Raw genomic sequence first — 15,000 nt, 5'->3', positions numbered from 1 at the left:
TCCGCCACGCCCTCGGGCTCGAGGACTGAGCGGCTAAAGGTCCTCGGGCTCAGCGTCATCCGAGGTGGGTGGCGCGCCGTCGCCGCCTCGGATGGTCCAGAGGAGGCCGTCGAGTTCGTCGGGTTTGATGAGGACGTCTCGGGCCTTGGAGCCTTCGGAGGGGCCGACGACTCCTCTGGTTTCCATCAGGTCCATGAGGCGGCCGGCCTTGGCGAAGCCGACCCGGAGTTTGCGTTGCAGCATGGAGGTGGAACCGAATTGGGAGGTGACCACCAGTTCGATGGCCTGCAGGAGGAGGTCGAGGTCGTCGCCGATGTCGGGGTCGACGTCCTTCTTCTCGCCGGCCTTGGCGGCGGTGACGCCCTCCTGGTAGTCGGGTTCGGCCTGGGTCTTGGCGAAGTCGACGACGGCGGCGATCTCCTCGTCGGAGATGAATGCGCCCTGTAGACGGGTCGGTTTGCTTGCGCCCATGGGCAGGAACAGGCCGTCACCCATACCGATGAGCTTCTCCGCGCCCGGCTGGTCCAGGATGACGCGCGAGTCGGTCAGCGAGGAGGTCGCGAAGGCCAGGCGGGACGGAACATTCGTCTTGATCAGACCGGTGACCACGTCCACCGAGGGCCGCTGGGTGGCCAGCACCAGGTGAATGCCTGCGGCACGGGCCTTCTGGGTGATGCGGACGATGGCGTCCTCGACGTCACGCGGCGCGGTCATCATGAGGTCGGCGAGCTCGTCCACGATGGCAAGGATGTACGGGTAAGGGCGGTAGACCCTTTCGCTGCCCAGCGGCGCGGTGATCTGGCCGGACTTCACCTTCCGGTTGAAGTCGTCGATATGGCGGACCTTGTTGGCCTGCATGTCCTGATACCGCTGCTCCATCTCCTCCACCAGCCAGGCCAGCGCCGCCGCGGCCTTCTTGGGCTGGGTGATGATGGGGGTGATCAGGTGCGGAATGCCCTCGTAGGGCGTCAGTTCCACCATCTTGGGGTCGATGAGGATCATGCGGACCTCATCGGGGGTGGCCCGGCACAGCAGCGAGACCAGCATGGAGTTGACGAAGCTGGACTTACCCGAACCGGTCGAACCGGCCACCAGCAGGTGCGGCATCTTGGCCAGGTTGGCCGCCACGAACTCGCCCTCGATGTTCTTGCCCAGACCGATCACCAGCGGATGATGGTCGTTGCGGGTGCTCGAGGCCTTCAGCACGTCGGCCAGGCGCACCAGTTCGCGGTCCGCGTTCGGCACCTCGATGCCGACAGCCGACTTACCCGGAATCGGCGCCAGCAGACGGACATTCTCGGTCGCCACCGCGTAGGCGATATTGCGGGCCAGGGCGGTGATCTTCTCGACCTTCACGCCGGGGCCCAGCTCCACCTCGTAGCGGGTGACCGTCGGGCCGCGCACGAAACCGGTGACCGCGGCATCGATCTTGAACTGCACCAGCACCTCGGTGATGGCCTCGATCATGGATTCGTTGGCCGCACTGCGCTTCTTCGGCGGATCGCCGTCGGTGAGCAGCGACAGCGACGGCAGCGTGTAATCGCCGTCCACCTCGCGGTCGGTGACGAACTCCAGCTGCTGCGGCTCCGGCGGCGGCGGAGTCTGATCGACGACCTTCGCGACGGCCTTGCGCGGCTTGGGCTTCGGCTTCTCCTCCGGCGCGGCGATGTCCTTGGCGTCCTGCAGCGGCGGCTCGCCGATGATCTCGGTGACCGCATCGGAACCCGCGAACTCGTCGGTCGGATAGTTCTCCGACGGCGTGCGGCCGCGGCGCTTGCGCACCTCGGGCCGGTGCATCGGGAAGCCGTCGGCGTCATAGCTGTCGGGGTCGTAGAGGCCGCGCTCCTCGGAGTAGCTCTCGTATTCGTCGCCGCCGGCGCCGGTGCCGAAGATCTCCCGCAGCCGGGCGGGCACATCCCGCACCTGGGTGCCGGTGATCAGCAGCAGCCCGAAACCGATGGCCAGCATGAGCAATGGCACCGCCAGGAAGGCGCTCAGCCCCTCACCCAGCGGACCACCCACCACATAGCCGACGAATCCGGCGGCATGCGCGCGACCGTGCGCGTCGGACGGCGAACCCGCCGCCAGATGCCACAGACCCAGCACCGGCAGCCCGGCCAGCAGACCGCCCAGCACCAGCCGGGGCCGGATCTCCGGCTGCGGCTCGGTCCGCATCAGAATCACCGCGATGGCCACCGCCACGAACGGCAGTGCCGCCGAGGCGGATCCGGCCACCGCGCGCACCACGGCATCCACCCAGTGCCCGACCGGACCGCCCGCCGACATCCACACGGCCGCCGCGATCACGAAGGCGAAAGCCACCAGCCCCAACGCGATCCCATCGCGCCGATGCCCGTGCTCGATCTCCCCGGCCCGGCTGACCGCCCGCGTCGTCGCGCCCAGCCCCCGCGCCATCATGGTCCAGCCGCTGGTGACGCCCCGCCGAACCACCGCCAGCGGTGCGGTATTCGACCCGCGCCGCGGAGCGGGCCGCCGCGCCGGCGCCTTCCGTCCCGCTCCCCCGCGCCCCTGTGCGGGGGTGCGTGGGCTGCGAGCGCGGGCCTGTGCAGGAGCCTGCCCCCGCGTAGCCGCCGCTCGCGAACGTGACGTTCCGGTGCGGGCCTTACCTGCCATGCGTCCCAGGCTAGCCGCAACAGCACCACCCGGACCATCCGCAACACCCGGCCCACCCGAATCAGAAACTGTGGCGCTCACAACCAAAAACCAGCACCGACGGCGGGATCACCCGCCTCGAAGCGGCCCGAAACCACCCCGTCACATTACGTCGTGCCCGGGCTGTACCGGCCCATTCGCGCGCCGGAAAACCGCCACAGCCTGCAGCGTGGCTGGATCAGCGAGTCGCGGGGAGGGCGCTCCAGGTGGTGAGGGCGGTGTCGAAGTCGGGGATCTGAATGCTCGCGGTGCGGTAGCACTCGGCGGCGTCGAGGGTGCGGCCCAGGCGGCGCAGGGCCGTGTAGCGGACCAGGAGATTGTGGGTGTGGGCGGCACCGCCGGCCGAGATCCGGGTGGCCTCGGCGCGTTCGGCGTGGTCGGCGGCCTGGGCGTAGCGGCCGGCGGCCAGGTCGGCGCGGGCGGCGCGGGCGTGGATCACCGATTCGAAGCGGGTGTTGCCGAAGCGGCGGGCGGTGACCAGGGCGGCATCGAAAAGGCGGGCGCCGCGGTCGGCGTCGCCCTCGCTGCTGAGAATCCAGGCGGCCTCGGTCAGGCCCCACACCACATTGCGGCGCACCCCGGACTCGTTGTCGCCGACCACCGCCCGGGCCGCGGCGGCCAGGGAGTCACGGTTGCGGCCGGCCGCCGAATAGGCCCGGGCGAGCAGCGAATACGCGACGCGGACGCACTCGGAGCTGTCGGCGCGTCGGTAGTAGGTGAGGGCCGTCGCGAAATGCGTTGTGGCGCGGGCCGGGTCGCCGTCGTGCAGGGCGAGCACGCCCGCGAAGCCCTGAATCGCGCCGGAGGTCCAGGGATCGATATCCGGATCGTCGTCGGCGAGCAGTCCACGCACGTGCACGGCCGCCCCGTGCGGCTCTTCCAGTTCCGCGGCCAGTGCGAAGACCAGCGCCAGCCGGGCCCGGCGGGCGGCCACGATGTCACCGTCGGAGGTGATGGCCTGCACCAGCTCTTCGAGGACCTTGACCAGGTCGACGGTGGCGTCACAGGCCAGCCCCGTCTCGGCGACGGTCAGCGCCAGATCCGCCGCCAGCACCCGATGCCGGGGTGTCCCCGCGACCGCCAGCCGGTAGACGGCGGCCAGATTGCGGCGCTCGATGGTGAGGAAGTCGCGGGTCGAGTCCAGATCGTCGAGGCGGGTGCCAGGGTGCCCGGTGGGCGCGAGACGCAGCCGCAGACCCGGATGCCGCACGCGCAGCACGGTTTTCATGGTGGCCAGGTAGTAATCGAGCAGGCGGGCGGTGACATCGAGTTCGCGCTCGCGGTCGGGCCGGCCGAGCGCGAACAGGCGCATCAGATCGTGATAGTGGTAGCGGCCCCGGCCGACCGATTCCAGCATGCCGCGGTCCACCAGCTCCTCGCACAGGTCCTCGGCCACCGATTCGACGGTGTCGAGGACCGCGGCGGTGGCGGCCAGCGAGAGCTCGGGCAGATCCGCGACGGCGAGCAGCCGGAAAGCGCGCGCCGTGTCCGGCGGCAGTTGCTCGTAGCCCGCGCGGAAGGCGGCCGTCAGCGCCAGATCCCCGGCTCGGAAGCGGTCCAGGTCATGGCGTTCGGCCGCGAGCCGGTCCGCCTCCGAGACCACCGTCCACTGCGGCCGGGCCGCCACCCGCGCGGCGACGATGCGCACCGCCATGGGCAGCAGGCCGCACAGTTCCACGATGCGGCGCACCGCGTCGGGTTCGGCCGCCACTCGCACCGCGCCAACGATGCGGGTGAACAGGGTGACGGCCTCCTCGGGTTCGAGCACCGTCAGCGCCGCGGACCGCACACCGGGGAGGGCGGTGAGCGGGCGGCGCGCCGTCACCAGCACCGCGCAGCCGGAGTCCCCCGGCAGCAGCGGCGCGACTTGCGCTGCGTCGCAGGCATTGTCGAGCACGATCAGCAGGCGGTGGCCGCTACTGGCGGACCGGAACAGCGCGGCCCGCTCGGCGACGCCGACCGGAATCTCCTTCTGCGCCACGCCCAGTGCGCGCAGGAACGCGCCCAGCACGTGCTCGGGTTCGGCGGGCGTCGCGCCCGCGCCGAACAGATCCACGTACAGCTGGCCGCCGGGGTACAGGTCCCGGATCCGGTGTGCCACATGCAGAGCCAGCGCCGTCTTCCCGACCCCGCCCATCCCGGATATGGCCACGATCGGCCGGGTCGCGCCGAGCACGGCGCACAACTCCCGCACCAGATCATGACGGCCGGTGAAATCGGCTGTGTCGGGCGGCAATTGGGCCGGCCTGGGCGCGACGACGGCGATCGGCGCGGTCTCCGCTGCCACGGTGGGCAGCTCGTCGGCCAGGATCTGACGGTGCAGCTCCGCCAGCGCCGGACCCGGCTCGATGCCCTGCTCGGCCACCAGCAGCCTGCGAATACGCTGGTATTCCTCGAGCGCCTCGGTGCGGCGGCCCGCCCGGTAGAGGGCCGTCATCATGAGCCCGCGCAGCCGCTCGCTGTGCGGATCACCGGTGATGAGCGCGGCCAATTCGGCCATGGCGTGCGAGAAGTCGCCGCGTTGCACGGTGAGCTCGAGGAGATCCTCGGTGAGGACGCGGTGCAGCCGCCGCAGCCGCGCACGTTCGGCCGCGGCCCACGGCCCGGGCACGCCGGTCAGCGGATCACCGCGCCACGCGCCCAGCGCGTCACGCAGCGCGACGTCGGCGGTCTCCAGGCAGCCGGCGGCGCGCGCCTCGGCCGCCTCGCCACGCAACCGGTCGATGCGGTCGACATCCAGGTGCAGCGGCCCGTCCAGGCGATAGCCGCGCGCTTCCGACGACAGCAACACGGACTGCTGCACGGCCAGATGCTTACGCAGCGCCCACGCGTAATTCCGGAGCGCGCCCACCGCCGAGCTCGGCCGTTCGGCACCCCAGATGCCGTCCACCAGTTCCTCGACCGACACCGTGCGCCCGCGCGCACACGCCAGCATGGCCAGCGCCGCCTGCTGTTTGGGCGGCATGGGCGGAATCGGCACGCCATCGGCCGTCAACTCGACCGGTCCGAGAACCGCCAGTTGCCAAGACATTGCCTACCACCTCATCACACACGGGCCACTGCCGAGGACGCAAGCTACCGCTCGACGCGTGATCGTTTCATGACCGGTGGGCGCGCTGCCACTCCCGCCGGGCGGGCGGTCGCGACGGCGGACGGGTCAGACGCTGCGGTCGAGGGCATGCACCAGTGCCACGTCGTCCGGGGCGCCGGTGGCCTCGAGCCGAACGGCATTGCGGCCGAAGGCATGCAGCAGCAGCTCCGAGGGCGGCCCGGCCAGCACCACGGTGCGGTCACCGGCCTGGCGGGCGACGGTCCGGCGGCCGTCGGGCGTGGAGAGCGCGACAGTAACCGGCGATTTGCGATATGCCATGCGCGCCAAGCCCGTCAGCACTTTCCAGAGCTGGTTCTGATCGGCGGCGGACAGCGTGCGCGGCTCCCAGCCGGGCGCGGCGCGGCGGATGTCCTCGTGGTGAACGAACATCTCGGTGGTGTTCATCAGCGAGTCGACCGGGCGCAGGAGCAACGGCGGGCCGCTGCGCACCTCGTCGAGCAGGTCGGCGAACGGGCGCTGGGTGACCTTGCGCTGCACGCTGTCCAGATAGGAGGCGAAGGGCTTCAGCAGGATGCCGGGGGCGGCGTCGGGGCGGCGTTCCCGGACGACCAAGTGCGCGGCCAGGTCTCGGGCCGTCCAGTCACCGCACAGGGTGGGCGCGTCCGGGCCGGCTTCGGCCATCGCCTGAACCAGGGCCTGGCGCTCCCGTTGGGCCAAAGTCATAAGGGGAACCTTAGTCGGGGATGTCCGAATGCGCACGGCCGCGTTAAGGGAACCACCCGGTCCTTCATAAGGACGGGAGTTGATCGTGATCACGGCTTCCGGTTGTGCCAGTGCGGCCGGCCGCGACGCTCCGCTCGGGGACACCGCACAAAACACAGATCCGGGTTGGCGTCAACCTTTCCGTATCGGTAGCTTGATCCCTCGGTCCATAGGGTCGTGGATCCGAAAGCACAAGAAGGGCAACACTTTGAAGAAGATTGTCAGCGGCGCAGCCGTGATGGTCGCGGCCGCCGGCTCCCTGCTGGCCGCGACCGCGGCTCCGGCCAATGCCTACCAGGACTACTACTACGGCGCCATCGCGCTGTCGCCGTCCACGGGTCATATCGGCTACTCCTACGACTATTCCGACAGCCCCTCGGCACAGAACGCCGCCATGAGCTCGTGCCCCCAGGCCGACTGCCACATCGTGGCGCGCTTCGCGAACGGCTGCGGCGCGATCGCCTACTCGTCGCGCGACGGCTACTACACCTTCGGCGCGGCCTCCTCGCGCAGCGCGGCCAAGAGCCAGGCGCTGGGCCGGAACTCCGGCGACGCCACCATCATTCACTGGAACTGCACCACGGGCTACGAGCTCTAATCCGACGGCGCCATTCCAAGACAACGGGGAGAATTTCGTTGAAGCACACCATCTTTCGTGCGACCGCCGCGCTGATGCTGGCCACCTCGGCCTTCGGCCTGGTCGCCTGCAGCAAGTCCGATGACAGCACCAAGGCCGCGTCCACCACCTCCGCGGCTGCCCCCGCCGGCAAGTTCGACGGCAGCACCGAGGGCGACGGCAAGATCACCGGCGCGGCCCCCGCCCCCACCACGGTCGCGGATCTGCCCAAGCCGAGCGTGCAGGAACTGAACGACAAGGTCACCAAGGCGTTCGACCCGTCCATCGACTCCAAGACCAAGACCGACTGGATCGAGGACGCCGCCCTCGACCCGCAGCTGGCCCAGAAGCTGGTCGACGCCGCCAAGGCCAACAACGTCACCATCAAGATCACCAACGTCGGCGACCCGGCGAACGGCAAGCTCAAGGCCGATGCCGACGTCACCATCGACGGCAAGCCGGTCCAGAACGCCACGGTCTCCTTCGTCGCCGACGGCAGCGACTGGAAGATCGACCACAACTACGCCTGCAGCATCGTCAAGGCCGCGAAGCTCGATTCGGCCGCCTGCCAGGATAAGTAGTAACTCTTGTAGTTCCCGCCCCAGGCGGAGTGCCGCCTCCGGCGGAGGACCCCCGGCGGAGCGCCGCCTCGGCGGAGGAACGCCCTGGCGGGGAGACCCGCCCAGTTTTGCCGCCCCCGACAGCAGAACCGTCGGGGGCGGAGCTGTGTTCGCAGCGGATTCGGCTGTGCGACAAGCGAAACCGCCCGAGCAGCGGAATGCTGCTCGGGCGGTTGGGTTTTCGGCCGTACCCCGGGTCAGACGCCGATGACCGTGGGGACGATCATGGGGCGGCGGCGGTAGGTCTCGGCCACCCAGCGGCCCACCACGCGGCGGACGGACTGGGCGATGCGGTGGGTGTCGGTGACACCCTCGACCGCCAGGCGGTGCAGTTCGTTCTCGACGAGCTCCTGAGCGCCGGCGAGGGCCTCGGGGTCGTCGGAGAAGCCGCGGCCGCTGACCTCCGGTGTGCTGACGGCCTTTCCGGTGGCCGAGTCGACGGCGACATTGATGGAGACGAAGCCGCCCTCGCCCAGGACCAGGCGGTCGGAGAGGGTGGACTCGCCGACGTCGCCGACCGAGAGGCCGTCCACGTAGACCTGGCCGACCGGGACGCGGCCGGAGATGGTGGCGATGCCGTCCACCAGGTCCACCACCACGCCGTTCTCGGCCAGGATGACCCGCTCCTCGGGGACACCGGTGGCCACCGCGAGCGCGCCATTGGCGCGCAGGTGCCGCCACTCGCCGTGCACGGGCATGGCGTTGGTGGGTCGGACCGCGTTGTAGAGGTAGAGCAGCTCGCCCGCCGAAGCGTGGCCGGAGACATGGACTTTCGCGTTCTGCTGGGTGACGACCGTGGCGCCCAGGCGAGCCAGGCCGTTCACGACCGCGAAGACCGCGTTCTCGTTGCCGGGGATCAGCGAGGAGGCCAGCACCACCAGATCGTCCGGGCGGATATTGATCTGGCGGTGGTCGCCGCGCGCCATGCGCGACAGCGCCGACAGCGGCTCGCCCTGCGAGCCGGTGGAGATCAGCACCAGCTTGTGCACCGGCAGATTGGCCGCCTGATCCAGGTCGACCACCAGGCCGTCCGGGATGTCCAGGTAGCCGAGGTCCTGCGCGATCTGCATATTGCGGACCATGGACCGGCCCACGAAGCACACCCGGCGGTCGTAGCGCTGCGCCACATCCACCACCTGCTGGATGCGGTGCACGTGAGAAGCGAAGGAGGCCACGATGACCCGGCCCTTGGCCTTGCCGATCACATTGTCGAGCACCGGGCCGATCTCGCGCTCGGGCGTGACGAAGCCTGGCACCTCGGCATTGGTGGAGTCGACCAGGAACAGGTCGACGCCCTCGTCGCCGAGGCGGGAGAAACCGGCCAGGTCGGTGAGGCGGCCGTCGAGCGGCAGCTGATCCAGCTTGATGTCGCCGGTGTGCAGCACGATGCCCGCGGGCGTGCGGATGGCCACCGCGATGGCGTCCGGGATCGAGTGGTTGACCGCGAAGTACTCGCAGTCGAACGCGCCGTGCTGGGTGCGCTCGCCCTCGGTGACCTCGATGAGGTTGGGCTGCAACCGATGTTCGCGGCACTTGGCCGCCACCAACGCGAGGGTGAACTTCGCGCCGATGACCGGAATATCGCGCCGCAGGCGCAGCAGGAACGGCACCGCGCCGATGTGATCCTCGTGACCGTGGGTGAGGATGACCGCGGCGATATCGTCCATGCGGTTCTCGATCGGACCGAAGTCGGGCAGGATCAGGTCGACGCCGGGCTGCTGATCCTCCGGGAACAGCACACCGCAGTCGACAATCAGCAGCTTGCCGTCGTACTCGAAAACGGTCATGTTGCGGCCGATTTCACCGATGCCGCCGAGCGCGAACACCCGCAGGCCGCCCTTGGGCGCCTTGGGCGGGGTGCCCATCGCGTGCGGGTCGCGCGGGGCCGGGGCCGGCTCGCGATCGCGGCCGCCCTGCCGGGACCGGCTGCCGCCGCGGCGGGTGCGGTCACCGCCGCGGCTACCACGGCCGCCACGCTCCCGAGCCGGTTCGGCCGCAGCCGATTCCGTGCGCGGGGCGGCGGCTTTCACCGATTCCTGCGGCGCGGCAGCGGCGCTCGCCTGGGCGGCGGGTTCGGCCTGGGCCGGAGCCGGCGCGGGCTGCACGGGAGTCTCCGCCGCCGGGGCGGGCGCACCGGCGGCGCGGCTGGCGGTACGGCGGGGGCGACGAGCGGGGCCGGTCATGCAAGCACCCCGGCCGCGCGCAGGTCCACCGCGAGTTCGTCGAGTTGATCCTGGGACGGCATGAGTTGCGGCAGCCGTGGTTCCCCGGTCTCGACGCCGAGCAGGCGCAGCGAACCCTTGGTCATGGCGACGCCGCCGAGGCGGGCCATCGCCCGGTTCAGCGGGGCCATGCTCACATTGATCTCTCGGGCCCGCTGCACGTCGCCGGCCCGGTAGGCGTCGATCAACGCGCGCAGGCGGTCCGGCACGAGATGGCCGATGACGCTGATGAATCCGGTCGCGCCGACCGACAGCCACGGCAGGTTGAGCACATCGTCGCCGGAGTAGAAGGAGAGCCCGGTCTCCGCGATCAGCTCGGCGCCGGCGCCCAGGTCGCCCTTGGCGTCCTTGACCGCGACGATGCGCGGGTGCTCGGCGAGCCGGCGAATGGTGTCGGTGGCAATGGGAACCACTGAGCGCGGCGGAATGTCGTAGAGGGTGACCGGCAGGTCGGTCGCGTCCGCGACGGCGGTGAAGTGAGCGAACAGGCCGTCCTGGCTGGGACGCGAGTAGTACGGGGTGACGACCAGCAGGCCCTGCGCGCCCGCGCGCTGCGCGTTGCGGGACAGTTCGATGCTGTGCGCGGTGTCGTAGGTGCCGGCGCCCGCGATGACGGTGGCACGGTCGCCCACGGCGTCCACGACGGCGCGCAGCAGATCGAACTTCTCGGACTCGGTGGTGGTCGGCGATTCCCCGGTGGTGCCGGAGATGGCGAGCAGATCGACGCCACGGTCGATCAGGCGGGCGGCCAGCGCGACACCGGCATCGACGTCGAGCTTGCCTTCGGCGGTAAAGGGGGTCACCATCGCGACACCTACTGTGCCGGACGCGTGCAGCTCGGTTCGCGTCGATTCACCGTTCGTCATAGTCAGAAGGCTACAGCCTCGCCGGAACGGGATTTGCATCGTTATACCCGAACCGTGCCCGGCGCGATGGTGATTCGCGTCAAGCGACCGCTTCTGGCGTCAGAAGTTTCCTTGAATGACGTCAGTGACGGCGTCACACTGGTGTCATGGATCTCAACAAATACACCGCCCAGCTGCGCGAGAACCTGATTGCCGCCGCGGCACTCGGCGATGAGAAAACCCAGGCTACGGCCGCCGCCCTGGCCGCCGCCACCGAGAACTCCGCCCGGCTGGTCCTGCTGGCCGCGCTCTCGGAACTGGCCGCCGAGGTGAGCACGACTCTCCCCGACCGCACGGTGCACGTGTCGGTCGACGGGACCGACGCCCACATCGACGTGCGCAAGACCGCGGGCGAGGAGGAACACCCCACCTTCGACGAGGTCACCGGTGACATCAGCCGGGTGACACTGCGGCTGGTGGAACAGATCAAGGCCCGTGCCGAGGAGGCGGCCGCACAGAGCGGGCAGTCGCTGAACTCGTGGCTGTCGACCACCGTTCAGTCCGCGCTGCGCGACCAGATGAAGCGGGGTGGTCCGGGCCGCTGCGACGCCCCGTGACCGATCAATCGGTGATGGTCGTGACCTTGCCGTCGGTGTCGATCTCGGTGCGGCGATCCTCCTCGGGGGCCGTCGCCAGCACCGTGGCCAGTACGTGACGGCCCAGCGGCAGCACCCGGACCGTGATGCGGCCGGCGTTGATGGCGTCGAGTTCCCTTGTGGCGGCATCGATCACGCGCTTGCGCACCCATTCGGGGACGCCCGCGAAACCGCCGTCGTCGAGGAGCACGACCTCCACGCCGCGCGCCCGCGCACCTCGGGCCGCGCCGCTGAGCTCGTCGGTGACCAGCTGCGGTGCGCGCAGGCCGTCGCGGAGTTCGGCTTCCAGCAGCCGGCATTCCTCACGTTCGGCGGCGGTCAGCTCCGCGCCGTCGGCGATGCGTTCCAGGATCGGCCGGGCCACCCGGTCCAGGCGGGCGAGCTGACGCGTGCGCTCACTGTCCGCGGCGGCCATGGTGGCCTCGGCCGCGGCCCGCATCATGGCGTCCTCGCGCAGGATGCGCAGTGACTGCTGCATGGGGCGCATGACCGCGGTGAACACCGAGATGGCGGTGACGGTGCCGACCGGGACGAGCGAGCCGACCAGGGTGCCGGGTTGCAGATGCGAGCCCAGGCCGAGGGCAACCAGCACCGTCGCGACGGCAATGACGCCGAGCCACGCGGTGCGAATCCGCCCGCGCAGCACCAGGACCGCGAGGACATAGGACGAGGCGAAGGCCGACCACACCGACTCGTTCGGCAGGTCGTGGGTGGGGGTCATGACCGTCAGGGCGGTGGCGACCGGCGGTGCGGCGGCCGCGTACAACGCGACCGGAATCGGCAGCGGGTCCACCGGAATCGCGGTGACCAGCGCGCCCGCGCTGAGCATGAGCACCAAACTCGCGAAGGCCGCCCACGGCGGTGACTGGCCGAAATTGCGCATCATGTACAGCGCGATGACGGCCTCGAGGATGAGCAGGAACAGCCAGGCGGTGCTGCCGCGCAACCCGAGCAGATCGCGCAGCCCGAACCGGGGTTCCAGGTCGATACCGGAGCTGTCAGCGTGAGCCATCGCCACCCCATACCAGTGTCACGGTGGTGCCCTCGCCCGGCTGGGATTCCACGAACGCCGAGCCGCCGGCCAGCTGGCGCATGCGGCCCAGGATGCTCATGGAGATGCCGAGGCGGTCGGCGGAGACGGCGGCCAGGTCGAAACCCGCGCCGTCATCGCTGAAGACGATGCGAATGCTGCCCGCACTGACCGTGGCGGTGACGGTGCGGCGCACCTCCCGGCCCGGAACGGCGGCGTGGCGCAGGCTGTTTCGCACCGCCTCGGTGAGCGCGGCGGCAATGGTGCTGGCCGAGTGCACGGGCATGCGCAGGTCGTCGTAGCCGGGCCAGGTGCGGGTGGCGAAGCGGATGCTCGGGTTTATCTCCTGCACCGCGGCCCGCAGGAACAGCACCGCGGAGCGGGCGTCGAGCAGGTCGGGATCGCGCTGGGCGCCGCGGCATTCGTCGAGCTGCTCCAGGGTGCGTTCGGCCTGACGTTGCAGTACATCGGATTTGGTGCCGGCCCGGGACGCCTCGAGCAGGGTGGAGAGCACGGCGTCGTGGATGAGGGCGGCGAAGCGGGCGCGCTCCCGGTCGCGGGACTGGGCGGCGGCCTGGGCGGCGGCGCGGCGGCTGGTGATGGCGGATTCGCGGTCGACCCGGGCCGCGGCGCCGGTGGCGGCGGTGCCGCACCAGACGAACAGGGCCGCCAAACCCGCTGAGCGCAGGAAGTTCTCCGTCACATGCTGCGGGGTTACCGAGCTGAGCGTGTACACGGTGGCCAGCGCCGCCGAGGTCGCGGCGGTCAGCAGGTAGATCACGGTCACGCGGCTGGACCAGGCCAGCACCGCCGCGGTGACCGCCAGCGCGGTCACCCGGTACGGCCACACCGTGGTGGCGTCCACAGTGTGAATTTCCAGCCCGAACGGGATGGAGGCCAGGGCGCCCAGGAAACTCAGTGCCGCACAGCCGCAGACGAAGCGGATGGCCCGCGGACCCGATACCGCCGACACCACGGCGATGATCGGATACCAGCCGAAGGCCAGCACCACCGCTGTCACCGTCCACCAGTCCGGCGCGTAGCGGCCCTGTTCGGCCACCTCCGGCAGTTCGACGCCGCCGACGATGATGCCGGCGATGCCGATGGAGATGCCCAGCCGCCGCATGATGCGGTCGTAGGCGGCGGTGGCCGGGTCCTCCCGCATGCTGAGGCGGGCGCGCAGGCGCTGGGTGAATGCCGCGAGGGACGGCATCGGCCGGGGTGCGGCCGGGGATTCCAGGGTGCCCGAGGCCGTCATGTCCGCGGATTCCGCTCGGGAACGGGCAGCCACCCGTCCTCGACGGCCCGCTTGTACAGATCGGTCTTGGTGGGGGCCGGGCGGCCGGCGTCGGCGTACTTCTGCCGGATGCGGCCCAGATAGTCGTTGACGGTCTGCTCGGACAGGCCGGTCATGCGGGCGACCCGCGAGGCCTTCTCCCCCGACGCGTACAGCTGCAGCACCTGCTGCTGGCGCGGGCTCAACCCGACATCGGACAGCTGCGGGTCGCCGTCGATGGCGGCGGCCCAGTCGGTGGTCACCACCTGTTCGCCGTGCGCGGCCCGGCGTACCGCCGCGACCACCGTCGGCATGTCCTCGGACTTGCGCACCACACCCAGCACGCCCGCCCGGGCGGCCGACCGCACCAGGAACGGATTGTCCGCCCCGGTGAACACCAGCACCTCGATCCCCCGCGCCCGCAGCGCCCGCACATTGTCATCGGGCGAGGACCCGTCCGCGAGCCGCAGATCCAGCACCACCAGATCCAATCGCGGCCCCGCCGACAGCAATTCCGCCACGGTCCCCGCCGTGATCACCAACTCCAGATCGGCTTCCGGGGCCAGCATGGCCGACAACCCGATTGCCACCGACTCATGGTCCTCGACCAGCCCGATGCGGCGTATCCCCGACTCTTGCGCCTCCACGGCGGCCGTCACCTCTTCCCACACTCCCAAGTGGCGTTCCCGGAGAACGCCCCCTCGAGTATGACGGGCGAGCCGCCGGATGTGTCAGCCACCAGAAATCGGGGGCTCAGCCCATCAGCTGTGCGGCGATGGTGGCCCCCAATTCCCAGCAGCGCTCGATCTCCGCCTTCTCCGGCTTCCCCAACACGATCACCGGCGCGGCCGCTTTCTCCCAGCCGAGTCCGGTCGTCGCGCTCTCGACACTCCGCTCGGCCCCCTCGGTCCCTTGATTCCCGTGGATGTACAGCCCGTAGGGCCGGCCCCGGGTCGAATCCAGGCACGGGTAATAGAAGGTGTCGAATGCGTGCTTGAGCGCTCCGCTCATATAGCCGAGATTCGCGGGCGTCCCCAGCAGGTACCCGTCCGCCGCGAGCACATCACTCGCCGTCACGCCCAGGGCGGCCCGCCGGACGACGTCGACCCCTTCGATCTCGGGATCCGTGGCGCCCGCCACCACCGCCTCGAACATCTCCTGCATGAACGGCGACGGCGTGTGATGAATGATCAACAGAGTCGGCACGTCCCGAGCCTAACCCTCCTTTGCCGCCCAGCCCGGCCCCTC

At 70.3% G+C, this 15,000-nt stretch carries 12 protein-coding genes; 3 read left to right on the top strand and 9 right to left on the bottom strand.

Features of this window, described 5'->3' with window-relative positions; translation table 11 throughout:
* Window positions 1-33: 33 nt before the first annotated feature.
* The 3 genes from ACFXHE_RS16270 to ACFXHE_RS16260 all read right to left on the bottom strand — a co-directional run bounded on the left by ACFXHE_RS16270 (window position 34) and on the right by ACFXHE_RS16260 (window position 6,448).
* A complete protein-coding gene (locus tag ACFXHE_RS16270) occupies window positions 34-2,634 on the bottom strand; it encodes a DNA translocase FtsK (RefSeq protein ID WP_379383744.1) in 2,601 nt (866 codons plus the stop codon).
* Between the two features lie 217 nt (window positions 2,635-2,851).
* A complete protein-coding gene (locus tag ACFXHE_RS16265; RefSeq protein ID WP_379383742.1) occupies window positions 2,852-5,704 on the bottom strand; it encodes a BTAD domain-containing putative transcriptional regulator in 2,853 nt (950 codons plus the stop codon).
* A gap of 126 nt (window positions 5,705-5,830) precedes the next feature.
* The gene (locus tag ACFXHE_RS16260) at window positions 5,831-6,448 is read right to left on the bottom strand and encodes a TIGR03085 family metal-binding protein (RefSeq protein ID WP_379383740.1); all 618 of its coding nucleotides are present in this window, start codon (window positions 6,446-6,448) and stop codon (window positions 5,831-5,833) included.
* Between the two features lie 247 nt (window positions 6,449-6,695).
* Here ACFXHE_RS16260 and ACFXHE_RS16255 point away from each other — a divergent pair, with 247 nt between their 5' ends.
* Window positions 6,696-7,085 carry a DUF4189 domain-containing protein gene (locus ACFXHE_RS16255; RefSeq protein ID WP_354839364.1) on the top strand — a complete coding sequence of 130 codons (390 nt, stop codon included), beginning with the start codon at window positions 6,696-6,698 and terminating at the stop codon, window positions 7,083-7,085.
* A 38-nt stretch (window positions 7,086-7,123) separates the two neighbouring features.
* A complete protein-coding gene (locus ACFXHE_RS16250) occupies window positions 7,124-7,684 on the top strand; it encodes a hypothetical protein (RefSeq protein WP_364614829.1) in 561 nt (186 codons plus the stop codon).
* A 236-nt stretch (window positions 7,685-7,920) separates the two neighbouring features.
* Here the strand turns inward: ACFXHE_RS16250 and ACFXHE_RS16245 are convergent, their stop codons facing one another.
* Both ACFXHE_RS16245 and dapA read right to left on the bottom strand, forming a co-directional pair.
* Window positions 7,921-9,906, bottom strand: a complete 1,986-nt coding sequence (locus tag ACFXHE_RS16245) for a ribonuclease J (protein WP_379383738.1) — start codon at window positions 9,904-9,906, stop codon at window positions 7,921-7,923.
* A complete protein-coding gene (gene dapA, locus ACFXHE_RS16240; protein WP_379383736.1) occupies window positions 9,903-10,811 on the bottom strand; it encodes a 4-hydroxy-tetrahydrodipicolinate synthase in 909 nt (302 codons plus the stop codon). Before dapA ends, ACFXHE_RS16245 begins: the two co-directional genes overlap by 4 nt.
* A 146-nt stretch (window positions 10,812-10,957) precedes the next feature.
* Here dapA and ACFXHE_RS16235 point away from each other — a divergent pair, with 146 nt between their 5' ends.
* Entirely contained in the window at window positions 10,958-11,407 is a 450-nt protein-coding gene (locus tag ACFXHE_RS16235; protein ID WP_379383735.1) for a hypothetical protein, read from the top strand.
* 4 nt (window positions 11,408-11,411) lie between these two features.
* Here the strand turns inward: ACFXHE_RS16235 and ACFXHE_RS16230 are convergent, their stop codons facing one another.
* From ACFXHE_RS16230 to ACFXHE_RS16215, 4 genes are all read right to left on the bottom strand, one after another.
* Window positions 11,412-12,458 (bottom strand): hypothetical protein, encoded by a 1,047-nt coding sequence (locus ACFXHE_RS16230; protein WP_379383733.1) that lies wholly within the window; start codon window positions 12,456-12,458, stop codon window positions 11,412-11,414.
* Window positions 12,445-13,767, bottom strand: a complete 1,323-nt coding sequence (locus tag ACFXHE_RS16225) for a sensor histidine kinase (RefSeq protein ID WP_379383731.1) — start codon at window positions 13,765-13,767, stop codon at window positions 12,445-12,447. Before ACFXHE_RS16225 ends, ACFXHE_RS16230 begins: the two co-directional genes overlap by 14 nt.
* Window positions 13,731-14,429: a response regulator transcription factor gene (locus tag ACFXHE_RS16220; protein ID WP_354839345.1), complete on the bottom strand. Its 699-nt coding sequence runs from the start codon at window positions 14,427-14,429 to the stop codon at window positions 13,731-13,733. The genes ACFXHE_RS16225 and ACFXHE_RS16220 overlap by 37 nt, the downstream gene beginning before the upstream one ends.
* Window positions 14,430-14,505: 76 nt before the next feature.
* On the bottom strand, window positions 14,506-14,958 hold the full coding sequence (locus ACFXHE_RS16215) for a flavodoxin family protein (RefSeq protein ID WP_354839343.1): 453 nt from the start codon (window positions 14,956-14,958) through the stop codon (window positions 14,506-14,508).
* Window positions 14,959-15,000 lie beyond the last annotated feature (42 nt).

Source organism: Nocardia sp. NPDC059229 (genome assembly GCF_042754165.1).
In the GTDB taxonomy this organism is placed as follows: Bacteria; Actinomycetota; Actinomycetes; order Mycobacteriales; family Mycobacteriaceae; genus Nocardia.
The sequence above is the reverse complement of the archived record's forward strand: the minus strand, read 5'-3'. Positions and strand labels throughout refer to the sequence as shown.